General features: G+C 60.4%; 26 protein-coding genes and 1 pseudogene. 20 read left to right on the forward strand and 7 right to left on the reverse strand.

Annotated elements, in window-relative coordinates; translation table 11 throughout:
• Positions 1–61 precede the first annotated feature (61 nt).
• Positions 62–1,174 (forward strand): dihydropteroate synthase, encoded by a 1,113-nt coding sequence (folP, locus tag ACI2I1_RS06910; protein ID WP_404678519.1) that lies wholly within the window; start codon positions 62–64, stop codon positions 1,172–1,174.
• Here folP and ACI2I1_RS06915 read toward each other — a convergent pair.
• Positions 1,171–1,950 carry an SDR family oxidoreductase gene (locus ACI2I1_RS06915; protein ID WP_404678520.1) on the reverse strand — a complete coding sequence of 260 codons (780 nt, stop codon included), beginning with the start codon at positions 1,948–1,950 and terminating at the stop codon, positions 1,171–1,173. The genes folP and ACI2I1_RS06915 overlap by 4 nt on opposite strands.
• 131 nt (positions 1,951–2,081) lie before the next feature.
• On the reverse strand, positions 2,082–3,497 hold the full coding sequence (locus tag ACI2I1_RS06920) for a sigma-54-dependent transcriptional regulator (RefSeq protein ID WP_404678521.1): 1,416 nt from the start codon (positions 3,495–3,497) through the stop codon (positions 2,082–2,084).
• A 212-nt stretch (positions 3,498–3,709) separates the two neighbouring features.
• Between ACI2I1_RS06920 and ACI2I1_RS06925 the strand changes: the two genes are divergently transcribed.
• From ACI2I1_RS06925 to ACI2I1_RS06990, 14 genes and pseudogenes are all read left to right on the forward strand, one after another.
• Entirely contained in the window at positions 3,710–3,835 is a 126-nt protein-coding gene (locus tag ACI2I1_RS06925; RefSeq protein WP_221542058.1) for an aa3-type cytochrome c oxidase subunit IV, read from the forward strand.
• Positions 3,836–3,848: 13 nt separating this feature from the next.
• Complete coding sequence (locus ACI2I1_RS06930; RefSeq protein ID WP_404678522.1) at positions 3,849–4,970, forward strand: NAD(P) transhydrogenase subunit alpha; 1,122 nt, start codon at positions 3,849–3,851, stop codon at positions 4,968–4,970.
• Positions 4,971–5,104: 134 nt separating this feature from the next.
• Entirely contained in the window at positions 5,105–5,677 is a 573-nt protein-coding gene (locus tag ACI2I1_RS06935) for a fasciclin domain-containing protein (RefSeq protein WP_404678523.1), read from the forward strand.
• 129 nt (positions 5,678–5,806) lie between these two features.
• Positions 5,807–6,091, forward strand: coding sequence for an NAD(P) transhydrogenase subunit alpha (locus ACI2I1_RS06940; protein WP_404678524.1), 285 nt, complete (start codon positions 5,807–5,809; stop codon positions 6,089–6,091).
• A 125-nt stretch (positions 6,092–6,216) separates the two neighbouring features.
• Positions 6,217–7,749 (forward strand): NAD(P)(+) transhydrogenase (Re/Si-specific) subunit beta, encoded by a 1,533-nt coding sequence (locus ACI2I1_RS06945; RefSeq protein WP_404679147.1) that lies wholly within the window; start codon positions 6,217–6,219, stop codon positions 7,747–7,749.
• A 4-nt stretch (positions 7,750–7,753) separates the two neighbouring features.
• Positions 7,754–8,095, forward strand: a complete 342-nt coding sequence (locus ACI2I1_RS06950) for a hypothetical protein (protein WP_404678525.1) — start codon at positions 7,754–7,756, stop codon at positions 8,093–8,095.
• Between the two features lie 223 nt (positions 8,096–8,318).
• Positions 8,319–9,320 (forward strand): alpha/beta fold hydrolase, encoded by a 1,002-nt coding sequence (locus ACI2I1_RS06955; RefSeq protein WP_404678526.1) that lies wholly within the window; start codon positions 8,319–8,321, stop codon positions 9,318–9,320.
• 53 nt (positions 9,321–9,373) lie between these two features.
• Positions 9,374–10,063, forward strand: a complete 690-nt coding sequence (locus ACI2I1_RS06960) for an aspartate/glutamate racemase family protein (protein WP_221542053.1) — start codon at positions 9,374–9,376, stop codon at positions 10,061–10,063.
• A 106-nt stretch (positions 10,064–10,169) separates the two neighbouring features.
• A complete protein-coding gene (locus tag ACI2I1_RS06965) occupies positions 10,170–11,330 on the forward strand; it encodes a deoxyguanosinetriphosphate triphosphohydrolase (protein ID WP_404678527.1) in 1,161 nt (386 codons plus the stop codon).
• Positions 11,323–12,018: an NAD(P)H-binding protein gene (locus ACI2I1_RS06970; RefSeq protein ID WP_404678528.1), complete on the forward strand. Its 696-nt coding sequence runs from the start codon at positions 11,323–11,325 to the stop codon at positions 12,016–12,018. Before ACI2I1_RS06965 ends, ACI2I1_RS06970 begins: the two co-directional genes overlap by 8 nt.
• Positions 12,019–12,029: 11 nt before the next feature.
• Positions 12,030–12,503, forward strand: a complete 474-nt coding sequence (locus ACI2I1_RS06975) for an ABA4-like family protein (protein ID WP_404678529.1) — start codon at positions 12,030–12,032, stop codon at positions 12,501–12,503.
• A gap of 4 nt (positions 12,504–12,507) precedes the next feature.
• Positions 12,508–13,188: pseudogene (locus ACI2I1_RS06980) on the forward strand (DUF938 domain-containing protein).
• Between the two features lie 667 nt (positions 13,189–13,855).
• Positions 13,856–14,173 carry a hypothetical protein gene (locus ACI2I1_RS06985; RefSeq protein ID WP_397490182.1) on the forward strand — a complete coding sequence of 106 codons (318 nt, stop codon included), beginning with the start codon at positions 13,856–13,858 and terminating at the stop codon, positions 14,171–14,173.
• A gap of 234 nt (positions 14,174–14,407) precedes the next feature.
• Positions 14,408–14,740: a DUF938 domain-containing protein gene (locus tag ACI2I1_RS06990; protein WP_404678530.1), complete on the forward strand. Its 333-nt coding sequence runs from the start codon at positions 14,408–14,410 to the stop codon at positions 14,738–14,740.
• Between the two features lie 33 nt (positions 14,741–14,773).
• On the opposite strand, the gene ACI2I1_RS06995 is transcribed toward ACI2I1_RS06990, so the two are convergent.
• Complete coding sequence (locus tag ACI2I1_RS06995; RefSeq protein WP_221542048.1) at positions 14,774–14,905, reverse strand: entericidin A/B family lipoprotein; 132 nt, start codon at positions 14,903–14,905, stop codon at positions 14,774–14,776.
• A gap of 12 nt (positions 14,906–14,917) precedes the next feature.
• Positions 14,918–15,049 (reverse strand): entericidin A/B family lipoprotein, encoded by a 132-nt coding sequence (locus ACI2I1_RS07000; protein ID WP_224811152.1) that lies wholly within the window; start codon positions 15,047–15,049, stop codon positions 14,918–14,920.
• 135 nt (positions 15,050–15,184) lie between these two features.
• Here ACI2I1_RS07000 and ACI2I1_RS07005 point away from each other — a divergent pair, with 135 nt between their 5' ends.
• Positions 15,185–15,409, forward strand: a complete 225-nt coding sequence (locus tag ACI2I1_RS07005; RefSeq protein ID WP_404678531.1) for a hypothetical protein — start codon at positions 15,185–15,187, stop codon at positions 15,407–15,409.
• A 4-nt stretch (positions 15,410–15,413) separates the two neighbouring features.
• Here ACI2I1_RS07005 and ACI2I1_RS07010 read toward each other — a convergent pair whose 3' ends face one another.
• On the reverse strand, positions 15,414–16,940 hold the full coding sequence (locus ACI2I1_RS07010) for a CpaF family protein (protein WP_404678532.1): 1,527 nt from the start codon (positions 16,938–16,940) through the stop codon (positions 15,414–15,416).
• 127 nt (positions 16,941–17,067) lie between these two features.
• On the opposite strand from ACI2I1_RS07010, the gene ACI2I1_RS07015 reads away from it, so the two are divergent.
• The 3 genes from ACI2I1_RS07015 to ACI2I1_RS07025 all read left to right on the forward strand — a co-directional run bounded on the left by ACI2I1_RS07015 (position 17,068) and on the right by ACI2I1_RS07025 (position 22,356).
• Complete coding sequence (locus ACI2I1_RS07015; protein WP_404679148.1) at positions 17,068–18,030, forward strand: DMT family transporter; 963 nt, start codon at positions 17,068–17,070, stop codon at positions 18,028–18,030.
• A gap of 54 nt (positions 18,031–18,084) precedes the next feature.
• Entirely contained in the window at positions 18,085–19,908 is a 1,824-nt protein-coding gene (gene glmS, locus ACI2I1_RS07020) for a glutamine--fructose-6-phosphate transaminase (isomerizing) (RefSeq protein ID WP_404678533.1), read from the forward strand.
• Positions 19,909–19,992: 84 nt separating this feature from the next.
• A complete protein-coding gene (locus ACI2I1_RS07025; RefSeq protein ID WP_404678534.1) occupies positions 19,993–22,356 on the forward strand; it encodes a putative bifunctional diguanylate cyclase/phosphodiesterase in 2,364 nt (787 codons plus the stop codon).
• 10 nt (positions 22,357–22,366) lie between these two features.
• Here the strand turns inward: ACI2I1_RS07025 and purQ are convergent, their stop codons facing one another.
• Both purQ and purS read right to left on the reverse strand, forming a co-directional pair.
• Positions 22,367–23,044, reverse strand: coding sequence for a phosphoribosylformylglycinamidine synthase subunit PurQ (gene purQ / locus ACI2I1_RS07030; protein WP_404678535.1), 678 nt, complete (start codon positions 23,042–23,044; stop codon positions 22,367–22,369).
• Entirely contained in the window at positions 23,044–23,277 is a 234-nt protein-coding gene (gene purS, locus ACI2I1_RS07035; protein WP_221542040.1) for a phosphoribosylformylglycinamidine synthase subunit PurS, read from the reverse strand. The genes purQ and purS overlap by 1 nt, the downstream gene beginning before the upstream one ends.
• A gap of 290 nt (positions 23,278–23,567) precedes the next feature.
• Between purS and ACI2I1_RS07040 the strand changes: the two genes are divergently transcribed.
• Entirely contained in the window at positions 23,568–25,790 is a 2,223-nt protein-coding gene (locus tag ACI2I1_RS07040) for a TonB-dependent receptor (RefSeq protein ID WP_404678536.1), read from the forward strand.
• The last annotated feature ends 32 nt before the right edge of the window (positions 25,791–25,822 follow it).

The following is a 25,822-nucleotide window of genomic DNA, read 5'->3' on the forward strand; positions in this document are numbered from 1 at the left end:
TTGCATTTTCTGGCCGGGACCATGTTCCATCCTGCCGGCAATCGGCTAGGACAGCCCGGCAATGACTGATCGCATCTACATCCGCCCCATCGGCCTCGTGCCCGGTCCGCAAAGCGAACACGGCAATGCCATCCGGCTGGCCGGCGGCATGGTCTATGCCAGCCGTTTCGCCGTGATCCTGCGCCGCGACGGGGCAGTGGCGGAACGCTGGCTCGCCGCGCCCGACACCATCGCCGATGTGATGGGCGCCTTGCCCGATAGCGTCGCGGATGATGCGGAACGCCAGTGGGCCAATCTCACCCTGGCGCATCCCCCGTTCAAACTGGGCAGCCGCACGATCCGGCTCGACCAGCCGCAGATCATGGGCATTCTCAATGTCACTCCCGACAGTTTCAGCGATGCCGGAGCTTTCATGAACAATCTCGATGCTCAGCGCGAGCAGGCCTCGTCGATGATCGAAGCCGGGGCCGCGATCATCGATGTGGGCGGTGAGAGCACCCGGCCGGGCGCGAAAGCGGTGTGGGAAGGCGACGAGATCAAGCGCGTGGTGCCCGCCATAGAAATGTGCGCAGGGATGGGCGCTGCGGTCAGCGTCGACACGCGCAAGGCCGCGGTCATGGAAGCGGCGCTGGCTGCCGGTGCCACATTGATCAACGATGTCTCCGGCCTCACCCATGATCCGCGAAGCGCCGAAGTGGTAGCGGGAGCGCAGTGCGCGGTGGTGCTGATGCACGCACCGGGTACGGGGCAGGACCTCCACGAAGGCGGCGACTATGCCAGCGTGGTGTTCGATGTTTTCGACGAATTACGCGCGCGCCGCGATGCCGCGCTGGAAGCCGGTGTGGCAGGAGAGCGCATCATGCTCGATCCCGGTATCGGGTTCGGCAAATCGCTGTCGGACAATCTCGCGCTGATGAACGCCTTGCCGCTGTTCCACGCCCTGGGGCACCCGGTCCTACTCGGCGCGAGCCGCAAGCGCATGATCGGGGCGCTGTCCAACGAAGCCGGCGCCGACCATCGCCTTGGCGGCAGCGTGGCGCTGGCGCTCAAAGGTATGGATGCGGGCGTGCAGCTGCACCGCGTCCACGATGTCGCGGAAACGGTGCAGGCGCGCAATGTCTGGCGCGGTCTGCGCGATGCGGCGCTAACCGATTTCGGCGATCTGCCGGGCTAACCTGGCGAGGCGGCGCTCCCTGCGAGCAGACCGCCATCCAGCGTCAGTTCGGTGCCGGTCATATAGGCGCTGTCCGCTGAGGCCAGATAGACGCAAAGCGCAGCGACCTCTTCAGGTCTGCCGAACCGCTTGAGCGGAGTGTCTGCTACAAGAGCGGCCATGGTGGCTTCGCGCTCTTCGCCCTGGCCCAGCATCGGCTCCCACATGGGGGTGAGCACGGCGGCGGGATGGACCGAATTGCAGCGGATGCGCCAGCTCTGCTGCGCGGCGTAAAGCGCCACCGATTTGGTGTGGTTGCGGATCGCCGCCTTGCTCGCGGCATAGGCTGCCGCGCCCGGGATGCCCACCATGCCGGATCGCGAGGAGATGTTGATGATCGAGCCATCGCCGCCTTCCTTCATCGCCCGCAAGGCGTAGCGGCAGCCGAGAAAACATCCGTCGGTATTGACCGCGTGAACGCGCCGCCAGTCGGCCAGACTGGCCGTTTCGGGATCGTGCGGCGCTGTGCCGGTTTCGAAGCCGGTGATGCCCGCATTGTTGACGAGCACATTGATGGCGGAATGCTCACTTTCTAGGGCAGCCCAGGCCGGTTCGCTGGCCACGTCCAGTTGGCGGAATTCGCAGTCGAGCCGCGCGGCCGTGGCCGATCCAGCCGTTTCGTCGATGTCGGTCAGGATAACGCGCGCGCCTTCGGCGATGAAGGCGGCGCAGACGGCCTCGCCGATCCCGCGCGCACCGCCGGTGACCACGCAGAGCATGTCGTTCAATTTTTGCATGAGGTTTCTTTCGAAAAGTAATCAGGTCTGGCGGTCCGGCCATCGCGGGCCGGAAATGTATGAGATCCGCCGTGGCGGTCGCCTTAGTTCACCTGACTTGCTCCTCTTTTCGAGCGGGCATCATGGCCGTTTCAGCCCGGATTGTCGATCCCCAGCTCCTGAAGCTTGCGGTAGAGTGTCGAGCGGCCGATACCCAAGCGGCGGGCGACTTCGCTCATCTTGCCGTCGTACTGCCCGATGGCGATGCGGATCACGTCCGCCTCGATCTCTGCCAGCGTGCGCAGATTGCCGTCTTCCTTGTAGAGCAGCACGCCGAGGCCCCGTGCGCGGCTTTCCCCGCGGTCGGTATCGCCCAGCAATGCACTGAGATGCGGGAAGCTGTGGTCGGTCAGCGCCTCGCGCTGCTCGTTGATGCAGGCGCGGAACAGCACGTTCTGCAGCTGCCGGACGTTGCCCGGCCAGTCGAAAGCCTCGAGCAGGGAGAGGCCGCTATCGGCGATGGAATGGTGCTTCATTCCCTCAACCTCGGCAAAGGCGGCAAGGAAGAAGCGGGTGAGGGCGGGAATGTCGCCGGACCGGTCACGCAGGGCCGGCATCACGATGCGGGTGAGCGACAATTTCTCGTAGAGCGAAGCGGAGAACAGGCCTTCCTCCACCATGTCTTCGAGCGGGACCCGCGACGAGGCAAGGATACGCACGTCGATTTTGAAGCCATGGGCGGCTCCAACCGGACGCACGATGCCGGTTTCCAGCGCAGCGTCCAGGCTATCCTGCAATTCGCGGGGCAGGGCATCGATCGAGCCGATCATCACGGTTCCCCCGTCGCAGCGGGCAAGCACGCCTTCCTGCCGTTCCAGATCGTGCGGCGTGCCGGCGCTCTCGCGACCGAAAATCAGCCCTTCCAGCATGTCGTGCCGCTGCACCGCGCATTCGAGCATTTCCGTCGGCCCCTTGGCGCGCGCCGAGGTATGCTGGATGGCCTTCATCAGCGTGGCCTTACCCGTGCCGCTTTCGCCTTCGACCAGCACATGCCCGTTGCCGCGCGACGCGGCGGCGGCCTTGGCAAGAGCGATCCTGAACTGCGCCTCGGAACCAACCATGCCGCCGAATTCGAGGATCGAGACCAGCTTTTCGGAAAGGGGAAGGAGCTCGTCGCGGGGTAGGGCGACGAGGCTGGAATTGCGGAGGGCCGTGGTCAGGCGTCCGGACCTGATCGGTTTCACCAGATAATCGTTGGCACCGCCCTTCATGGCATTGAAGACGATTTCCGGGGCGTTTCTGGTGCCGATCACCAGGATCGTGCAGTCGGGCTGGAGTTCGTGGACCTGCTGGATAAAGCGGCCAGCATTGTCCGCGGCAACTTCGCCGTCGAACAGCAGGATGTCGACCTCCGGCCCATCTTCCGCGCCCAGCATTTCCAGCGCTGCCGCATAGGTTTTCGCCGTGAGGATCTCGAACCCTTCATGGGCCGCGACAGGAGAGATGGCGCTGATCTGAGGAGCATCCTCGTCGATCAGCATGAGCAGTCTGGTGTCCGACCCTGCCATTGTGTGTGCTCCCCAATTCATTTTCTGCCCCGGGCGTCCCTCCCGCTCCGTCAACTAACCTAGACGCTAGAAGGGACCGGTAAAGAGCGTATTAACTCTCATGCCCGGCGAACGGCGCAGGACAGGGCGCGGTTGCCCAACGCCCTTGTCGAGCGGAGCACTCCATTCTAAACCTCTGCCGGAAACACCAACATCGAATAAGGGTACAAGACATGGAAACCGCCAACGACCGCAAGGCTCATGAGAAAACCTACGGTTCCTTCATTGGCATGCTCAAATGGGCAGTCCCGCTGATCGTGGCAATCGCTGCCTTCGTCGTCCTGATGATCGCCAGCTAAGCCCGCGAGGCGCATGCGGATCGCGGCACTGAAGGAGCGGGCGCCCGGTGAAAACCGGGTCGCCATCACGCCCGAAACGGTGAAGAAATTCATCGCCCTGGGTGCCACGATCGCGGTAGAGGAGGGGGCGGGGCTCGCCGCCTCCGTCACCGACGAAGCCTATCGCGAAGCCGGGGCCGAAGTCGTCCCGGCCGCCAAGGCTGTAGAGGGTGCGGACATCGTTCTGGGCGTTCAGGCGCCCGACGTGATGGCGCTGGCCGGCGCGAAGCCGGGGGCCTGGGTCGCGGCGACCTTCGATCCCTTCCGCAATGGCGAGACGGTCGAAGCCTATGCCAAGGGCGGTTTCGAGGCGCTGGCGATGGAATTCATGCCGCGCATCACGCGTGCGCAGAGCATGGACGTTTTGTCCAGCCAGTCCAATCTGGCAGGCTACAAGGCGGTGCTCACCGCCGCCAACACTTATGGCCGCGCCTTCCCGATGATGATGACCGCCGCCGGTACGGTGCAGGCGGCCAAGGTTTTCGTGATGGGCGTCGGCGTGGCTGGCCTGCAGGCGATCGCCACCGCCAAGCGGCTCGGCGCGCAGGTATCGGCCACCGATGTACGCTCCGCCACCAAGGAACAGATCCAGTCGCTCGGAGCGAAACCGGTGTTTGTCGAGGACGTCGCGGGCATCGAGGGCGAAGGCTCGGGCGGCTATGCCACCGAGATGAGCGAGGAATACCAGAAGGCGCAAGCCGAGCTGGTCAGCGCGCACATCGCCAAGCAGGACATCGTTATCACCACCGCGCTGATCCCCGGCAGGCCCGCGCCGAAACTGATTTCGGACGCGCAGATCGCCAGTATGAAGCCGGGCAGCGTGATCTTCGACCTCGCCGTGGCGCAGGGCGGAAATGTGGCAGGCTCGCAGCCCGATCAGACCGTCGAGAAACACGGCGTGAAAATCGTCGGCTATTCTAACACCGCCGGGCATCTGGCGGCGGATGCATCGGCTCTCTTCGCGCGCAATCTCTACAATTTCCTCTCGGCCTTCTGGGACACGGAGTCCGGCAGGCCCGTGCTGGACGAGGAAATCGGCGACGCCGTGCGGCTCACGCAGGGCGGCAAGGTGGTGAACGAAAGATTGGCCGGATAGGCTTTCGCGCGCTGGCTATCGGCGGCAATTCGCTCCCTTGAAAGCGCGCCGCGCGCAGATATCCGCGTGTCTCGGAACATTAGCTTTGGCTAAACCGTAGGGTGACCGGGAGATTGAAAAAGGGACCCTACAATATGAAGAAGGCTTTTTTGATGGGAGTGGGCGCAGCCGCGCTGTCACTCGCAGGATGCGCAACCACTATGGGCGGCTCGATGGATAATGACGTCGCCTATGTCGACGGCGCTGCCATGTACGCCAATCAGAACATCGTGGCGAATGCGGCCAATTCGCCGATCCACACCACGCTGGTGGCAGCGGTCAAGCAGGCACAGCTTGTCGACACGCTTTCGGGTCCGGGACCCTTCACCGTGTTCGCCCCGACCGATGCGGCCTTTGCCCGTGTGCCCGAGGCCACCCGCAACATGCTGATGATGGACGCCAACCGCCCGGCGCTGCAGAAGGTCCTGACCTATCACGTCGTCCCGGGCCGCATAACGGCAGCCGATCTGATGGATCGCATTCGTGCAGGGAATGGCACGGCAACGGTCACGACGGTTCAGGGCGAACCGCTGACCTTCCACATGCAGGGCGGCAATGTGATGATCATGGGCAAGAACGGCAGTTCAGCCTATGTGACGCAGGCCGACGTCATGCAGTCAAACGGCGTGATCCACGTGGTCAACGGCGTGCTGACTCCCAGCATGTAAGCCTGCTTCACCGCAAAAGATCGGGGCTGCGAGTGCATTGCGCATTCGCGGCCCCGTTCGTTTCGGCGCTCGACTTTGATCCGATCCTCTTGCACAAGGTTTGCAGGTTCTTTGGGAAGGGGCGGACAGTTGGACTTCATTTCGATCCTGTCGATCTTCGTGCTGGCGTGTTTCGTCGGCTATTACGTGGTCTGGTCGGTCACGCCCGCGCTGCACACGCCGCTGATGGCGGTGACCAATGCGATTTCCAGTGTGATCATAGTCGGCGCGCTGATCGCGGCGGCGGCTGCCGATGTGCCGGGGGCGAAGTGGCTGGGGCTGCTCGGCATCGTGCTAGCATCCGTGAACATGTTCGGCGGGTTCGCGGTGACAGCGCGGATGCTGGCGATGTACAAGAAGAAGGAGAAGAAGTGATGATGCGCTTCCTCTCCACCCCGTCATTGCGAGGCGACGCAGTCGCCGCGGCAATCCATCGCCCTCGCGCGAAGCTTGGCGGCCGGTCGATGGATCGCGTCGTCGCTTCGCTTCTCGCGATGACGATGCTTGGTTTTGCCACACCCGCCCGTGCCGCAACCGGCGAGGCGGTGAACCCGTGGGTCGCGCTTGCCTATCTCGTGTCGGGCGTATTCTTTATCCTCGCGCTGCGTGGCCTGTCCTCGCCAGCGACGAGCCGGACGGGCAACCGCTTCGGCATGGTGGGCATGCTGATCGCGGTGGTGACGACGCTGGTGACGCACTTTCCATGGATCACCGAGCAGCAGGCGGCCGATTTGTACGCAGTGCGCCCCGATTGGGCGTCGATGTATGAAATCCTCATCGCCATCGGTATCGGCGCGGTCATCGGCATCACCATAGCGCGCCGCATCGCCATGACCGCCATGCCGGAACTGGTAGCGGCCTTCCACAGTCTCGTCGGTCTCGCCGCAGTGCTCGTGGGCTGGGCGGCCTATCTCAACCCGGGTGCGTTCGGCTTGATGGTGCCGATGGAAACGATCGGCACGGACTACAGTCTGCCGATGCAGATCGGCGCAGTCAGCAAGGTCGAGATGGGCCTGGGCATCGCCATCGGCGCGATCACCTTCTCGGGCTCGGTCATCGCCTTCCTGAAGCTGTCGGGGCGGATGAGCGGATCGCCCATCCTCCTGCCCGCGCGCCACATCATCAATCTCGGTACGCTGGCGGCGATCATCGTGCTCACCGCGCTCTTCGCCATGGCGTCTCCTGCCGAGACCATGCCGCTGATCGTCGCGCTCACCGTGCTCGCCTTCCTTATCGGTTTCCTGCTCATCATCCCCATCGGCGGGGCGGATATGCCGGTCGTGGTGTCGATGCTGAACTCCTATTCGGGCTGGGCCGCGGCGGCGATGGGCTTCACGCTGGGCAATACGGCGATGATCATTACCGGCGCCCTGGTCGGCTCTTCGGGTGCGATCCTGAGCTACATCATGTGCCGCGCGATGAACCGCAGCTTCATCTCGGTGATCGCGGGCGGCTTCGGCGCGGACGACAGCGCAGGAACGGGGGGCGAGGCGAAAGAGCAGCGCCCCTACAAGCAAGGCAGCGCAGCCGATGCCGCCTTCATGCTCGAACAGGCGGAAAAGGTCATCATCATCCCCGGTTACGGCATGGCCGTAGCACAGGCGCAGCACGCCTTGCGCGAAATGGCCGACATCCTCGAAGAAAAGGGCGTGGAGGTGAAATATGCCATCCACCCCGTCGCCGGGCGCATGCCGGGGCATATGAACGTGCTGCTGGCCGAAGCGCAGGTGCCCTACGAAAACGTCTTCGAGCTGGAAGACATCAATTCTGAATTCGCGCAGGCCGACGTTGCCTTCATCATCGGCGCGAACGATGTGGTGAACCCGGCGGCCAAGACCGACAAATCATCGCCCATCTACGGCATGCCCGTGTTCGACGTGGACAAGGCGAAACAGGTCTTCTTCATCAAGCGCTCCATGGGCGGGGTGGGCTATGCAGGCGTGGACAATGACGTCTTCTACATGGACCAGACCATGATGCTGCTGTCCGATGCCAAGAAGATGGTCGAAGAAATCGTGAAGGCGCTCGACTGAATTCATGCGTAAAATCATTATCATCATCGCTCTGCTCGCGATCGGCGGCCTGTTTCTGTGGGGCGCGCTCGGCGGGGTGGAACAGGTCACCTCCGACAGGATCGAAACCACGCTGGTCGACAAGGGCATCCCCCAGCCGGTGGCCGCCTGCATGGGCCAGCGCCTGTCGGAACGCCTTTCGCTCAACCAGCTGCGCAAGCTGGAGAATTTGCAGGCCCGCGAGGGCGAGAGCGAAGTGCCGCTGACCATGGCCGAATTTCTCGAGCGGCTGCGCCGGGTAGACGATCCCGAAGCGATCGAGGTCGTCGGCACCTCTGCGGCGATCTGTTCCTTCGCGGCCCGCTAGACCGGCAACGGCCAAGGGATCGCGAGAACGGCATCGCGCGGGGGCAAAGGCCGTCTCGGCCCTTTCCTACTCGGGACCAATTCGCCTATCCTGGCGCCATGAGGATGACCGAGCCATGCCATGGGGGCGCCCGATGCGCAGTGGGGATTTTATCCCCTGGACTGTGCTCCAGGCGCTCCATCCTTCAGGAATGGATGGCTCAAGCTGAACGGGGAGGGGGTCTATGAAGTGGGTCTGGCGGGGGCTGCTGATTCTCCTCGGGGTGCTGGCGGTGGCCGTGCTGGCCTTCCGCGTACCCGATACCGACCCGGCGGCGATGCGCGCCAAATACGGCGCCGCCCCGTCGCAGTTCATCCCGGTGGGCGATGGCCGGGCGATCCATGTGCGCGATGAAGGCCCGCGCGATGCACCGGTGATCGTGCTGCTTCACGGATCGAACTCCGATCTGCATACGTGGCAGGAATGGGCCGACATGCTGAAGGCGGATTACCGCGTGATCCGGTTCGACCAGCGCGGCCACGGGCTGACCGGCCCCGCGCCCGACGATGACTATAGCCCCGAAGCCTTCGGCGCGGACATCGATGCGGTGACCGCCAAGCTGGGCGTCGATACCTTCACGCTGGCGGGCAATTCGATGGGCGGCGGCATCGCCATGGCCTATGCCATCGCCAAGCCTTGGCGGCTGGATGCACTGGTGCTGGTCGATGCCGCAGGCGCCCCGGTAGAGCGGGAAGGGGGCGGCAATATCGCCTTCACGCTGGCAGGCGTGCCGGTGGTGGGCGACGTGATGAGCCAGCTGCTGCCGCGCAGCTTGGTCGCCAAGAGCCTGCGCCAGAGCGTGTACAATCAGGCCGTCGTCACCGATGCCGCCATAGATCGCTATTGGGAATTGGCGCGATATCCGGGCAATCGCGGCGCGACCCGCAAACGGTTCGGGACGGCCCGCAGCAGCTTCGATCCGCAGGATGTGGCGCGGGTCCGCGTGCCCACGCTGATCATCTGGGGGAAGGAGGATGCGCTGATCCCTTACAAGGCCGCCCTGTGGTACGATGAGCATCTGCCGCGCTCCACGCTGGTGGCCTATGACGGCGTCGGGCACCTGCCGATGGAAGAGGCGGCGGAACGCAGCGCCACCGATCTTGCCATCTGGCTTCCCGAAGCGCTTGTTCCGCCCGATCTGCCAATCACGGAACCGGCAGGTGCCGAGCCCGTTCTAAGCCCTTGAACATGAGGGGCCGCACAGGGGGCGGCAAAACTTAATTGAAGGGAGCGCGGACTTTGCGCACATTGGGTCTCATCGGCGGGATGAGCTGGATTTCCACCCGCGCCTATTACGAACGCATCAACAAGCTGGTCCAGCAACGGGCACAGCCCATGGCCAGCGCGCCCTTGGTCATTGAAAGTCTGGACTATTCGCGGATCGCCGCGGCTAAGAACTCCGATGACTGGGACGGGGTCGCCTCGATCCTGGTCGAAAGCGCCCGCAAGCTGGAAGCGGCGGGTGCCGAAGGGCTCGTGATCGCGGCCAACACCATGCACAAGGTCTATGACCGCGTGGCCGAAGGCATCTCGATCCCGGTGATCCACATCGCCGATGCGGTGGGCGAAGCGATGGCCGAGGCGAATTGCGAAAGCGCCGCGCTGCTGGGCACGCGCTACGTGATGACCGAAAGCTGGTATCGCCAGCGGCTGGTCTCGCACGGCGTTGATCTGCTGCCGCCCGATCCGGGCGATGTCGAACTGGTCGATGGCATCATCTACAAGGAGCTGATGCTCGGCCGGGTGACGCGCGATGCCGAACGCGCGCTCAAGAGCGTGATTACCATGAAGGACAAGCAGGGGGCCGATGCCATCGTGCTGGCCTGCACCGAACTCGAACTGGTCGTCGATACCGATGCCAATGTGCTGCCGGTGTTCGATTCCACCGACATCCACTGCCGCGCCGCGACCGACTGGATCTTCGGCTAGGCCTACGCTTTTGCTCGATCGTGTGAACCTTCCTGCCGAAAAGCGGGAAGGTTCGCTTTTCGTTCACGTTGTCGCGGGGAATCGGGTGACCTAAGCCCCCTCGCACATGCACAAAGCCCCTTACGCCGCCGATCCCGCCTCATCGCGCGGACGCGAATTCGCCGAAGACCGCGATGGCGCGCGCGGACCGCGCAGCGAATTCCAGCGCGATCGCGACCGGATCATCCATTCGATCGCCTTCCGCAGGCTGCGCTCAAAGACCCAGGTGTTCGTCGCTCCGGACGGCGATCACTATCGCACCCGCCTCACCCACAGCATAGAGGTGGCGCAGATCGGGCGGGTCATCGCCCGCGAACTCGGGCTGGACGAGGATCTGACCGAGGCGCTTTGCCTGGCGCATGACATCGGCCATCCGCCATTCGGCCATGCCGGGGAGAAAGCGCTGGAAGAAGCCATGAGCCATGCTGGCGGCTATGATCATAACGCCCACGGCATTCGCACGCTCGCACGTCTGGAAAGCCCCTATCCCGACCGCGTCGGGCTGAACCTGACCTGGGAAATGCTGGAAGGCATGGCAAAGCACAATGGCCCGGTCGCAACGCAGAACTGGGCGCTGGCCGAAGTCGACCGGGCGTTCCCGCTGGAGCTGGGTAAATGGCCTTCGCTCGAGGCGCAGGTTGCAGCGGTTGCCGACGACATTGCCTATGACAACCACGATATCGACGATGGCCTGAGGGCAGGCTTTCTCGATCTCGACGACCTGATGGAGCTCGATTTCCTCGCCGACCAATTCCGCAAGGTCGAGCGGCGCTTCCCGCATGTGACGCGGGACATCCAGCTGCGCGAACTTATCCGAAGCCAGATCGGGCTGATGGTCAACGACGTCATCAACCATACCCGCGCGAATGTGTCGGGGATGGGCGAGATTGCGCAGATCCGTGGCGCGGATCGTCAGCTGGCCGGATTTTCGCCCGATCTGGCTGATGAAGAGCGTCGCCTTAAGAAATTCATGTATGATCGCCTCTATTACCACGCGGAACAGATCGCCACGGCGGAAAAGGCGCGCGACGTCGTCGCACGGCTATTCGTCGCCTATCAGCAGGATCCCAGCACCATGCCCGACGACTGGTTCGAAAGATTACCCACCCGCGAACCGGAGAAAAGTCGCCACATCGCCGATTTTATCGCGGGCATGACCGACCGTTTCGCGATCGACCAGTGCCGCAAGATCTATGGGCGCGCGCCGGAAGGTCTCTCGAATGTCTGACGCCCTGCGGATCTGTCTTGTTGGGGCGACCGGACTGGTTGGCGGCAAGGTTCTCGAAGCCTGTGTGGGCCGGGAAGACGTCCGTATTCAGGCAGTTGCCCGGCGGGAGGCCAATCTCCCGCATGGCATCAGGATCGAATATTTCGTCGCCGATCCGTGCAAGTGGTCTGAAATATTCGAAGCCCTCAGGCCCAAGGCGGTGATCTGCACGCTGGGAACCACGTGGAAAAAGGCGTGCGAAGATGAGGCGGCATTTCGCGCGGTGGATCAGGAACTCGTATTGAATACTGCGAAAGCGGCGCTGGATAACGGAGTGGAACGCTTCGTCCATGTAAGTTCGGTTGGCGCGGACCCTGCCTCGAAGACCTTCTATCTTCGGGTGAAAGGCGAAGTGGAGCGGGACCTCACCCGCCTGCGTTTCAACCGGCTCGATATTCTTCGCCCCGGACTTCTTCTCGGAAGGCGCGACAACGATCGCCGCACAGCTGAGAGGATGGGCATCGCCGTATCTCCGATCGCGAACCTTCTGATGCATGGCAAATATCGCCAGTATCGCGGCATCGATGCCGAATTGGTCGCAAAAGCCGCTGTGTCGCTGGCGAAGCGTGCGGCAAGGGGGCGGTTTGTCCATGACAACGATGCAATCATGCGGGCGGCACACTCGCTCCCCGCGTTGGTCGAGACCTGAGGGGGATCGCTATGTGGGACAGTCTTTTCTCAGCAGCTAATCTGCTCGCATTGATCATGTGGGCTGGCCTGATACTTCTGCCTCGTTGGCCCGCCCTTCTTTCGGCTGCACTTTATCTCGGCGCTGGCCTGCTTAGCTTCGCCTATACTGCCGCCTTGGCGGGCATTCTCAGCGGAGTGCTCCAGACATCCGGCGGAAGCGATTCAGGCATGGATTTCGGTTCGATCGAGGGAGTACGTTCCATCTTCGAAACAGACGCCGGGGTCACGATCGGATGGATACATTACCTGGCGTTCGACCTCTTTGTCGGCATCTGGATAGCCCGCGATGCCGATGCGAAGGCTTTTGGACGCTGGGTGCAGGCCCCCATCCTTCTCGCGACTTTCCTTGCTGGTCCATTCGGCCTTCTTTTGTGGCTGATCATACGTGAACGGCGAGCGAGAAAGGGTGGAGTGAGAAGCAATATTCGGATACCAAGGGGATGACCGCGTGAAGCGTGTTTCTCCCGCTGTCGCTCGTAATTCGCAACCCATTGCGGAAGTTCTGGACAAGGAACTGCCGAAAAGCGGCCTGGTACTCGAAATCGCCAGCGGCACCGGCGAACATGCTGTCTTCATGGCGCATCGTTTCGCTTCGATCCGCTGGCAGCCAACCGATCCCGATCTGGAAGCACTCGCATCTGCCGCGGCATGGGCAAAGGAGGCAGGGCTTCCCAACCTGCTCGAGCCACTGCAACTGGATGCCCGCATGTCCAACTAGCCGGTAAAAGGTGCTGATGCGCTTGTTTGCATCAAAATGCATTCTGACAGTTGTTACAACGGAAAATCAGTAGGTTATCGCAAATATGATGCCTGCGTTTGCATCAATATGATCCACATAAGCGATTGGAAAGCGACTGTCGGGCTGTTCAGAGGATGCTCGAAATACCTTACAGAGGCCGCTCCAATTATACTCTATGGCCCGTACTTGGAAGAAGGTGTGGAAACTGCTCCATCCAACTTGGCGTTCGACCGCTCCTTGAAAGAGCGAAATCCGGCTTGGGGCCTCCGTACATTAGCTCACGTGGACGAGGTGGCTGCTACGTTCGGATTTGAACGCACCATCCGCTACGAGATGCCCGCAAATAACCTCTCTGTGGTCTACCGAAGAGGTTCTGCAAGCGGCCTGTGAGCTAGATTTGTACGGAATTACGGCTTTGCTCATTTTCAACAGAGAAGCGGACAGGCAGCTAGCGACCCCATTGTGGACATTACGAACAAGGCTCAGCTAGGATCGGGCGCGGCCTGACCTGCCATAGAGCAGCCGTCTCTAAGTTGTAGGCCCCGCCCTCCTTTGGCTGCAGGACAATCAGGAAGTCACGGTCATCCCGTATCTGCGCGTGAGAGATCGCTGTTGCCGGAATAACCTGCCGCCGTTCTGACCCTCTCACTATTCGCTTGGCGCGGACTTGAAGGCGCCATTCGCTTCGCCAATTTGGCAAGACCTCATCACGATCATGAAGTGTCGTGCTGCCTACTGTGGCGATGCGACCTATTACGACAAGATCATCGCAGCCGTAAGGGAGCTCGCTGGCAGGTTCGTTAGTCTCAATAGTGGTGCAGCCAGCAACAAGGAGAGACAGAACTATTGAAATGCGAGAGGCCATGCTCCCCACACCTACTGGCCACGATGTCCGCTTTCCACCCCTAATCGGACATTCGATAACAGGAACGACCCGTCCAAAAGCGGACTGGCAGCTTTGCCACGGTTGGCACCGAAAGCTGCCTGTCAGCTAACGACCCATTGCGGACATAACTTGAGTAGCTAAAGTTACTCGGAAGGAGAAGGATTGGTGAGCTTGGCGCGGATCATCACATTTCGGAATTTCGCAGTAGCTGTCGGGCTTTGCTTGACTGCATCTGCTACCTTGGCGCTAGTTCCTCTTGTCAATCCGCGCGCGCCGCTCTTTCCGTTCATTGCTGCCAATTGGGTGCTCTGGATGATCGTAGCGGGTGTTTTTCGTCGCTCTAAAGCGGAATGGGTCACACCAGCGGAAAGCGTTTGGTGGGATAGACTTACATCGATCGCGCTAGTTTCCTTCACCTTAGCGGGCTTCTTTGCATTGTATCACGGTGAAGCCCTCATTCGTGCCGGAGATTTAGCTCAATTACGTTGAGCCAATCGCCTCGGGTGGCGCAACGACCGCTTCACACCGCAAATCGGACGCTCACACTTTCCCGTGCGAGGCCGTAGAGTGGACGTTACAAAGCACTCCTGCGAGACCTCCTGAGAGACACTAGTAAGCACGCGCCTAAACTTATTTTTCACCGGCCAATGGATTGATGTGGTCCATCTGCCTGGGAATTTCTAACCTATTGAAATGACTGGATCGAGGTGCACACCTGTAGTGATGCCTAGTATGAACATGATCCACATCTCTCCCTGGGAAGCAACGCTGGGCTTGTTTCGCGGTGCAGCCGACACCCTCCAGGATGGTGAGCCGCTCATCTTATACGGCCCATTTTTGGAAGAGTATGTGGAAACAGCCCTGTCCAACCTGGCATTTGATGCTGATCTCAAGCGCCGAAATGCGGCATGGGGCATTCGCCAACTTGGTGATGTGGATGTCGTCGCAAAAGCCACCGATTTCGAACGCACTGCGCGATATGAAATGCCGGCCAACAATCTGATGATCGTGTATCGCAAGAACTCAGATCACGAAAACAAAACGCCCGCCGGTTAGGGCGGGCGTTTCCTGACAACCGAAATGTAGCCCTCAGTTGATCGCTTCTTCTCCGGCGCGGCCGACAGACTGGATGTCTTCGCCCAGGCCCTTGACCGTGTTGCAGCCGGCCACCACCACCGACATGGTCAAAGCAGAGATAAGAAGGGTCAGTTTTCTGGTCATTCGGATCGATCCTTAGTCGATCGCGTTTTCACCGGCATTGCCGACCGATTCGATGTCCCTGCCTACGCCTTTTACGGTGTTGCAAGCGGCTGCCGTCAAAGCGATCGAGGTTACGCCAAACGCGAGTAAGAGTTTCTTGATCATCGGTGTTCCTTCCCGAAGAACCTGTTGGTGGCCTTCTGAGGCTTAACAACGCCTTGCCGTGAAACGCGTTCCACCTGGGAAAAAGGCGAAAAGCGGACTTGGCGCGGTATCTCCGCCACACCATATGGCGCGCCGATGCACCAGTTTCTAACCTTCGCCAGCGACGCAGATATTCTCGCCATGTGGGGGGTGGCTTTTCTGGGCCTTGCCGCTTTTACGTTGATCATGGATCGCCGCCGCAATCGGCGGGCGCGCATAGACCGCATTGGCTGGATGCCGTGGACCGGACTGTTCTTGACCTTCGCGGTGATTGGCGGAGGCCTTCTGGCAGTCGCGATCCCGGGAATCCTGCGTGGCTAGTGCTTTACAGGCAAGCTTCTAGATAGGCTTGGTCGAACCCGAACTGGCGTGCTTTTTCCAGAGTGTAGGGGCGCAGACCAGATGACCGGAACTCACCGATGATCTTCCCATCGTCGGTTTCATCGAGATATTCGAACTTGAACAGTTCCTGGGTGACGATGACGTCGCCCTCCATCCCGATGACTTCGGTGATGTTGGTCGTGCGGCGCGAACCGTCGCGAAGACGTTTGACCTGCACGATAAGATCGACCGATTCTGCGATCTGGCGGCTGATGGCTTCCTTGGGAATCTTGATGTCGCCCATCAGGATCATGTTTTCCATACGGCCCAGGCATTCGCGCGGACTGTTGGCGTGAAGCGTACACATCGAACCATCGTGGCCGGTGTTCATGGCGGCGAGGAGGTCGAAACACTCCGCACCGCGAATTTCGCCCAGGATGATGCGGTCGGGGCGCATACGCAGGGCGTTCTTCACGAGGTCGCCGATGGTGATGGCGCCTTGGCCTTCAAGGTTCGGCGGACGCGTTTCGAGGGGCAGCCAGTGGGGCTGTTGCAGACGAAGTTCGGCGGCGTCCTCAATCGTCAGCACGCGTTCGCCCGGGTCAATCATCTTCGATAGGGCGTTGAGCATGGTCGTCTTACCCGAACCCGTACCGCCCGAGATGACGATGTTCATGCGGCAGGCGCCGGCGATCTTGAGAGCCGTACACATCTTCTCGCTCATCGAACCGAAGCCCTGGAGCATGTCGAGCGTGATCGGCTTCTCGGAGAACTTACGGATCGAGATTGCCGTGCCCTTCAGCGAGAGCGGCGGCACGATCACGTTCACACGGCTACCGTCCTTGAGGCGGGCGTCGGCCAACGGCGTTGTCTGATCGACGCGGCGGCCAACCTGGTTCACTATTCGCTGGGCGATCTGGAAAAGATGGGTCTCGTCCCGGAAGCGAATTGGGGCGATGGTCAGCTTGCCCTTCTTTTCGATATAGGTCTGGTCCGGGCCATTGACCATGATATCAGTAACGTCGGGATCGTTCAGCAGTTCTTCCAGCGGACCGAAGCCCAGCAGTTCGTCGACCAGAACCTTTTCCAGCGCGAACTGTTCACGGCGATTGAGAGTGACCTTGAGATCGGCCAGCACTTCCATGATGATCGGCCGGAATTCCTCCGACAGTTCATCTTTTGTAAGAGTCGAGGCGGCTTCAGGATCCACACGTTCGAGGAGGCGGGGAAGAACCTGCTCCTTGATCTTGTGAACCGATGCTTCGAAGCCTCCTACCTCGGATTCGCCCGAATGAACCGTGTTCATCCGCTCGTCGAGGCGCGACATGGCATCGCTGTTCTGGGGTGCCTGCGCCGGAGCACTGGGAGGGGGCGCGTCCTGTGGGAGAGGGGGAAACTGTTCGCCGCCCTTTTCCCGTAGCGGCCCTTTTTCCGCGCTTGCACCGCCGGACATCGGGCGAGCGATGCCGAACTGCGGCCGCGCTGCCGCGCCCATCCCTGCAGGTCCGTTCTTCCGCCCGAATGCACTCATCGCTTAATCCTTAGCGTCGATATTTCCATGCGCCGCGCCCTAGGTCCCCAAGGGCAATAGCGCGTTTGCATCTTTGGTGAATAAATCGGAAACCTTGATTTTTCCCTAACCCTAGGACTTGAACGGAATGGCTTTTACCGCAATGCGGCGAAGTTCTCTTTCCTTCAGAAAAAAGACTTTCGAATTCATGCAGCCTTCCGAACGAAGCGGCATCATCATTGCTCTATGCGGCTTCGCTCTCTTGAGCGTCGGCGACGCCGTCATCAAAACGATGGCGGGTGAGTTTTCGCCGCTTGGTGTCGCGGCGCTGCGCTTCGCTTTGGGAGCGGCTGGGCTATCGGCGTTGTTGTCGATCAAGGAAGGCAGGCATGGTTTTCGTCCCCGCAATCCCCGTTTGCAGGCTGCCCGCGGGTTTTGCCTCGCAGCGGCAACTCTCTGCTTTTTCTCGGCGATCTTCGTTCTGCCGCTCGCCACTGCGATGGCGCTCGCATTCGTTTCTCCCGTCATTGTCGCCCTGCTCAGCGCGCCTCTGCTCGGTGAAAAAGTACGGCCGGCTGTCTGGATGGCTTCGTTTACGGCTTTGGTCGGAGTCGGTCTGATATTGCGGCCTAACCTTGCCGCATGGGGAATCGTTACGCTTCTGCCTTTGCTGTCTGCCACGTTCTTTGCGCTGATGATCATCGCCAATCGAGCCAGCGTAGGGCAGGGCAGCGCCCTGTCGATGCAAGCTTATGTACAGATCGTCGCCATGCCCTTGCTGCTGATCGCGGCCGCGGCCGGACACTTTTCCGGTGTGAACAGTCTAAGCCTCGCAATGCCGGACTGGACAATACTTGCACGCTGCGCGTTCGTGGCTGTCACCGCCAGCAGCGCACATTGGCTGGTCTATATCGGCACCCAGCGGGCAGGGGCGGCGACCATCGCCCCGACTACGTATATCCAGATGCTGGTGGCTACGGTATTGGGCTGGTGGTGGTTCGGCGATGTTCCGGATATTATCACGCTGTGCGGCGCAGCAGTCATCATCGGGGCCGGTCTGCTTCTTTGGTGGACCGCGCCGCAAAAGCGCATCACGCCGCGGACCGATTGATCGGCGAGCAGCAACAGCTATAGCGCGAATTAGAAGTTTGAAGGGTTAGAGAATATGTGCGGAATCATCGGTATCGTGGGCAACAGTTCGGTTGTCGATCGACTTGTCGACGGCCTGCGGCGCATGGAATACCGCGGTTACGACAGCGCCGGCATCTGTACGATCAATGACGGAAAGCTGATCCGCCGCCGCGCAGAGGGCAAGCTGAAAAATCTCGTCGAAGAGTTGGCGAATAACCCCGCGCTCGGCGAGATCGGCATCGCCCACACGCGTTGGGCAACCCATGGCGCACCCACCACCAGCAACGCCCATCCGCACGCAACAGATCACGTGGCACTGGTTCACAACGGGATCATCGAGAATTACAAGGATCTTCGGGCGGAGTTGCGCGACAAGGGTCGCACGCTTGAAAGCGATACTGACAGTGAAGTGGTCGCTCACCTTGTCTCGATCGAAGTCGAGAATGGTGCCTCTCCTGAGAATGCTGTTGCTCAGGTCCTGCCCCGGCTGCGGGGTGCTTTCGCACTGGCAATCGTCTTCAGGTCTCATCCCGACAAGATCATCGGGGCGCGTCGCGGTTCGCCACTCGTCGTGGGCTATGGTTCGGGTGAGATGTATCTTGGCTCAGATGCCCTTGCCCTGGCTCCGCTGACGCAAAAAATCACTTACCTAGAGGAAGGCGACTGGGTGGTCGTCGAGCGTGACGGTGTGATTATTCATGACGAAAGCGGAAATGTGGTCGAGCGGGAAATCCAGACCTCCGGAGCTTCCGCTGCAGCCGTGGAAAAGGGTAACTATCGGCATTTCATGCAGAAGGAGATATTCGAGCAGCCCACTGTCGTTGCACAAACGCTCTCCTCCTATCTGCGTCAGGCTGATAATTCGGTGGCGCTGCCGCAGTTCGATTTCGATATTTCGTCGGTCCGGCGTGTGACAATCGTGGCTTGCGGCACATCCTATTATGCCGGCATGGTCGCGAAGTACTGGTTCGAGCGATTCGCCCGAGTGCCGGTTGATATCGATGTTGCGTCGGAATTCCGCTATCGCGAACCGGTGCTGGAGGAAGGCGGTCTCGCGCTGTTTATCTCCCAGAGCGGTGAGACGGCGGATACGTTGGCAGCCTTGCGGCACTGCAAGGAAAACGGCCAGACCATCGGCGCCGTAGTCAATGTTCCCACCAGTTCCATGGCGCGCGAGGCCGACCTGCTTCTGCCTACACATGCAGGGCCGGAGATCGGAGTAGCGTCAACAAAGGCCTTCACCTGTCAGCTCGCTGTCCTCGCAGCCCTGGCAGCTCATATGGCAGTAAAGAAAGGTCTCATGAGCCGCGAGGAAGAGCAGCAGGTAGTTGCTCATCTGCTTGAAGCGCCCGCCTGCCTCAACAAGGCATTGGATCATGATGAGGACATCGCCAGCATGGCCCATCTCATCGCGCCCGCTCGTGACGTGCTTTACCTCGGGCGCGGACCAGACTTTCCCTTGGCGTTGGAAGGCGCGCTCAAACTGAAGGAAATCAGCTACATTCACGCCGAAGGCTATGCCAGCGGCGAAATGAAGCATGGTCCAATCGCTCTCATTGACGATGCCGTGCCGGTCATTGTTCTCGCTCCCTCCGGGCCGCTCTTCGAAAAAAGTATCTCCAATATGGAGGAGGTCCGTGCACGCGGTGGCCAGGTCGTTCTCATCTCCGATGCGAAGGGACTCGCTGAAGCGGGAGAAGGTTGCATAGCAACCATTGAAATGCCCGAAGTGCATCCACTGATTGCACCCTTGGTATATGCAATCCCCGTACAGCTTCTGGCCTATCACGTGGCATGCGTGAAGGGGACCGACGTCGACCAACCACGCAATTTGGCTAAATCAGTCACGGTCGAATAAGTCCGTCGGCGCAGGCGCGCTTGCGGGTATCTCTTCGCCGACCCTTTTACCGGGAAATAACCTTTCAAGTCTAAGTGGTAGCGCGTGAGCGAAGCGAAAAACTTGTCATCTGCAATCAGGCTGGACCCGACCGTCCGGCAATTGATTGGCTTGGACGATCCGGATCATGCCGATTTCGGGCGCTTTCATAGCAAGCGCTATCAGCTGGTCCCGCAACGATCCTACATGCGCATGCTTGTGCACGCTATCGCTATGGGCGCTGTGGCATGGCTCTGCTGGTCCAGCGTTCCACATCTGCTTTTGGGTGCATGGGTGGCCCTTTTGGGCGGAATACTCGTTGGCGGCTTCGTTTTTGATCGGAAGCTGAAGGATGCCGATGATCGCACGCTCTCCAAACGCGAATTGCGGCAACATGCTTATATCGGTGTTGTAAAGGGAGTGGTCTGGTCTGGCGGACTGGGCGCATTCGCTTTGGTCGGGGCCACCGGCATGGTCGCACATTTGTGGGCGTTTCTCGCGTTCGTAATGATGGTTGGTTCGATCAGCCGTTATTGCGCGCCCCTCACGACTATCGCCTTCACTCTGGCCGGATGCGCGGGAATGCTTATCGCTGCAATTGCGAGCGGAGCTTTCGGAATTGCCGCCATCATTTTGGCGACGGCCTTTTTCACTTGCCTTGGCGTTATCGAACGCGCCCGGGCCGCTTGGGAAATGCACACCACCGAGCTGGAGATGCACGAGAAGAGCGAAACCGTCTCGATGCTGCTGCGAGAGTTCGAGGATGGGCAGGCTGATTGGCTCTGGCAGATCGACACCAATCGCCGCTTACGATCGGTCAGCCCCAGATTGGCCTACGCCATCGGGAGCGATATTTCCGACATCGAGGGCAAATCTCTTCTGCAACTCATCTCGGGAGATGGGTGGAAGTCCGGCGAATTCCACGCCAGCCTGCATGAACTGGCAGAGAAGCTGAAGCGGAAAGAAAGCTTCTCCAATCTGATCGTGAAGGTCACCTCAGGCGAAAAGCTCCGTTGGTGGGAAATGTCGGGCACGCCCATGTTCGATGAGGATGGGCAGTGGACCGGCTTCCGGGGAGTGGGCTCCGACGTCACCATACAACGTGAAAGCAGCGAGAAGATCGAGTATCTCGCTCGCTACGATACGTTGACGCACCTGCCGAACCGTACCCAAGTCAATGAGTTTCTGGCGCAGGCACTCCTGTATGCCGAGAAATGGCGCTCGCGCTGCGCCGTTCTCATGATCGACCTCGATCGGTTTAAGGCGATCAACGACTCTCTCGGCCATCTTGTGGGCGACCGCATGCTGGCGCAGGTGGCCTCGCGCCTCCTTCCGCTGATGCGCGAGGGTGAACTATGCGGCAGGCTCGGAGGGGACGAATTCGCCGTCGTGATCCGTGATGCAAGCGACCGTCATCGTATCGACGCTCTGGCTCACGAGATAATCGCGACTTTGTCGGCGCCGTATCATCTCGACAATCAGGTACTTTATGTTGGTGCGAGCGTGGGTTCATGCATCGGCCCGCGCGACGGCCAAAAGGTGGAAGAACTTCTCCGCAACGCTGATCTTGCCCTCTATCGCGCCAAAGACGAGGGCGGAGGAACGCATTTCGAATTTGAACCGTCCTTGCATCTCGATGCCGAAGAGCGGCGGGTTCTCGAGTTCTCGCTACGCAGCGCGCTGGAGAAAAACGAATTCGTCCTGCATTACCAACCCGTCGTTGATGCGGGTTCGGAAGAGGTGGTCAGTTTCGAAGCCCTCATTCGCTGGAACAGCGCCGATCATGGCTTCGTCAGCCCGGCAAAGTTCATTCCCTTGGCAGAAGATACGCGCCTGATCGTGCCAATCGGTACGTGGGTCATGCGCGAGGCATGCCGCGAAGCCGCATTGAATTGGCCCGAGCACGTCAAGGTCAACATAAATGTTTCGCCCGAGCAGCTGATAGAACCGGATTTCGCTGGCACCGTACTACAGGCACTCTCGCATAGTGGCCTAAATCCCCAGCGCCTCGAAATAGAGGTGACCGAGAGCATTTTCATGCGCGATGCCAATGTCGCACGCAAAGCGCTCGAACAATGCATGGCTCTCGGGTGCTCGGTTGCGCTCGATGACTTCGGGACCGGCTATTCTTCGCTCGGCTATTTGCGGAAATTGCGCTTCACGACGATCAAAGTCGATCGCAGCTTCGTACAGGGAGCAGCGCAGAACAGCCCTGAAAGCCTGGCCATCATCCGCGCCGTCGTGGCTATGGCAGACAGTCTTGGCATGACGACGACGGCGGAAGGCGTTGAAAACGAGGAAGAGGCGGAAATGATCCGCCAGCTCGGCTGCAACAAGATCCAAGGGTACCACTTCGGTCGGCCGATGCCGTCCGAAGACGTTCACAGGATTTTCGATCGCCGGTTGAACGATGCCCGCAAGATAGCCTGACGGTGGACCGTTAGGCTTTGGCGAGAGCCTTCACGACACCTTCGAAAAGGACTGTCCCGTCTGACCCGCCATGCGCGCTATCCACGGCGCGTTCCGGATGAGGCATCATTCCCAGAACATTGCCGGCCTTGTTGAGGACCCCGGCGATGTCCCGCCGCGAGCCGTTACAGTTCTGAACGTAGCGGAAGGCCACCCGGCTTTCAGCTTCCAGTTCGTCCAGAGTAGCTTCGTCCGCGAAATAATTCCCATCGTGATGCGCAACCGGTATCTGAATTTCCTCTCCGGCGGCATACCCTTGGGTGAAGAGCGATTGCGCGTTCTCTACCTTCAGTGACACGGTGCGGCAGATGAAATGCTGGCTTGCATTGCGCATAAGTGCGCCTGGAAGCAGGCGCGCCTCGGTGAGCACCTGGAATCCGTTACAAACGCCCAAGACAGGGACGCCGCGATCCGCCGCCCGGATGATTTCGCGCATGATCGGGCTGTTAGCCGCCATTGCGCCTGAGCGCAGGTAATCGCCGTAGGAAAACCCGCCCGGAAGGGCGATGAAGTCGAGACCATCCGGCAATTGGGCATCGCCATGCCAGATGCGCACCGGAGCAGTTCCCGAAATCCGCTCGAGCGCCACCGCCATATCGCGGTCGCAGTTCGATCCGGGGAAGGTGATGACAGCCGAACGGAACGCCATCAGCCCAGCTTCTCGATCTTGTAGTTTTCAATGACGGTATTCGCGAGCAGCTTCTCGCACATGTCATTCAGCGCCTGATCGCTCGTATCGTCCGCCACATCCAATTCCACCGTACGACCGATGCGGACATCGTCGACACCTTTGAAGCCAAGCCCTTCAAGCGCATGATGCACTGCCCGTCCCTGAGGGTCGAGTACGCCAGGCTTGAGGCTTACGAGAACGCGAATCTTCATGGGCGGCCTTTCGGTTTTACCGTGTGGGCAGGTTGCGCGCGCCTATGCCGTTTACGAGCCGAGAGAGCAAGCTCGGCGACACAATGCGCGGCGAAGACACTCCTTGGGGGGTGTGGGGCAATGACCGATGTTGCTGCAATGCAACAAACACCGAAAACCGCGCACTTCCGCGCTTTCCGGACTGCTTTTTCATGACGTTATCGTTACAGGCGGCAGCGTCAATTCACATTTCCGTCCACCACCCCCGCGCAAACTATCGCCGCCTAGCGGGTCCAAAGGATTACTCCCCCATGATTGACCGCTCCCTTACTCTCCGTTTCCTTTCGGCAAGCACGCTGGCTATCGCCTGTGCGCAGCCGGCCTTGGCACAGGAAAGCATCGACAGCTCCGACATCGAAGCTACCGGCGCAGAACAGGCTGACAATTCGATGCTCGACGTCATTGTCGTGACAGCCAACCGTCGTGAAGAAAATCTGCAGGACGTAGCCGTCTCGGCAGCCACTATTTCGGCGGACACGGTCAAGACCATTTTTGATTCGGGTGCCGATGTCACCGCGCTTGCCGGACGAGTGCCTGGACTGTTCGTGGAGAGCTCAAACGGGCGCGCAGCTCCGCGATTCTATATCCGCGGCCTCGGCAACACCGATTTCGACCTTGCCGCCTCGCAGCCGGTATCTGTGGTGATGGACGATGTGGTCCTCGAAAACGTCTCTCTGAAGAGCTTTCCGATTTTCGACGTCGAGCGCATCGAAGTCCTGCGCGGTCCGCAGGGAACGCTCTTCGGTCGAAACACTCCAGCTGGCATCGTCAAGATCGACACGACCAAGCCGGGCGACGAATTCGCGGTGCAGGGTTCGCTCAGCTACGGTAGCTTCGATACGGTATCGATCGATGGCGGGGTGACCATTCCGCTGGTCCCGGGGCTGGCGTCCGTGCGGCTTTCCGGCCTGTGGCAGCAACGCGACGATTGGGTCGACAATGGCTTCACCGGCGAGAAAAACGCCTATGGTGCCTACAGCGATATCGCCGGGCGCGCGCAGCTGTTGCTGACGCCGACCGACCGCCTCTCCATCCTCGGCAGCTATTCGGTCCGCGATCTCGATGGCACGTCAACGCTGTTTCGCGCGAACATTCTCGGGCCGAACTCCAACGAGCTGAACGAGAATTACGATCGCGACACCGTCTATTACGACGCCGGCGGCGGCAACGAAGCCAAATACAAGGCTGAGATCGCGACCGTCAAAGCTGAATATGAGGCCGATTTCGCCACTCTGACCAGTATCACCAGCTGGGCGGACAGCGAGGGTTCGAGCCGCGGCGATATCGATGGCGGCAATGCAGTGAGCGGGCCGGGCTTCATCCCGTTTCAGTCGGACACCAAGGACGCTCTTTCGCTCGATCAGTTCACGCAGGAAATACGTCTCGCCTCGAATTCCGGCGGTGTCTTCGAATGGCAGGTCGGCGGTTTCTATTTTGACAGCGATTTCGACGTGACCACGGTCGGTTTTGATTTCCCGCCGCCGGTTACGGTAAACCACACCAATGAAAGCTGGGCCGTGTTCGGCCAGGTAACCGGCGAAGTGACGCCGGAACTCAAGCTGACGGGCGGATTGCGCTATACCGAAGACGACAAGGATTTCTTCGTGCGCGATGCGGCCGATCCGCAAGCTCGGTCCGTTTCCGACGAACGCATAAGCTGGGACCTTGCCGCATTCCACGAACTGAGTGGGGACGCGAGCCTTTTTGCCCGCGTGGCGAGTGGCTTCCGTGCACCGACGATCCAGGGGCGCGACGTTGCGTTTTTCAATCCGCCGTCCGTCGCGACCAGCGAGAAGATCATGAGCTACGAAGCCGGCCTCAAGTCGGAATTGCTCAATCGTCGCATTCGCTTCAATCTAGCGGGCTATTATTACACGATCGACGATCCGCAGTTCTCGGCTATCGGTGGCGCTGACAATCTCGTCCAGCTTGTCAATGCGAACAAGGGCCGCGGCTACGGCTTCGAGGTGGATAGCGCGTTTCAGGTCACCCCCGACTTCCTGATCACCGCTGGCACAAGCTGGAACAAGACGGAAATTCAGGACAATCAGTTAGCTGTGGGGACGTGCCTGCAGTGCACGGTCCGCGATCCGCTCGTGAATATCGGTGGTACCGATCGTGCGCTGGTCGACGGCAATCCTTTCCCCAATGCGCCTGAATGGATCGCCGATTTCACCGCGCGTTATGCGGTCCCGATCTCTGCGCAGGGCGAACTCTTCGCCTATACCGACTGGACCTATCAGGGGGCGACCAACTTCTTCCTCTACGAAAGTGCGGAGTTCAATTCGGACGACCAGTTCGAAGGAGGCTTGCGCATTGGTTACGCCAAATTCGACGGTAGTCTCGAAGTGGCTCTGTTTGCCCGCAACATCACTGATGAGGACAACGTCAAGGGCGGGATCGACTTTAACAACAACACCGCTTTCGTGAACGATCCGCGCGTAATCGGCGTCTCCGTTCGCTTCCAGCACTAAGCTTTGCTGACTTACAACAAAGGGCCGCGAGG

The organism is Qipengyuania sp. NPDC077563 (genome assembly GCF_044901345.1).
In the GTDB taxonomy this organism is placed as follows: domain Bacteria; phylum Pseudomonadota; class Alphaproteobacteria; order Sphingomonadales; family Sphingomonadaceae; genus Qipengyuania; species Qipengyuania aestuarii.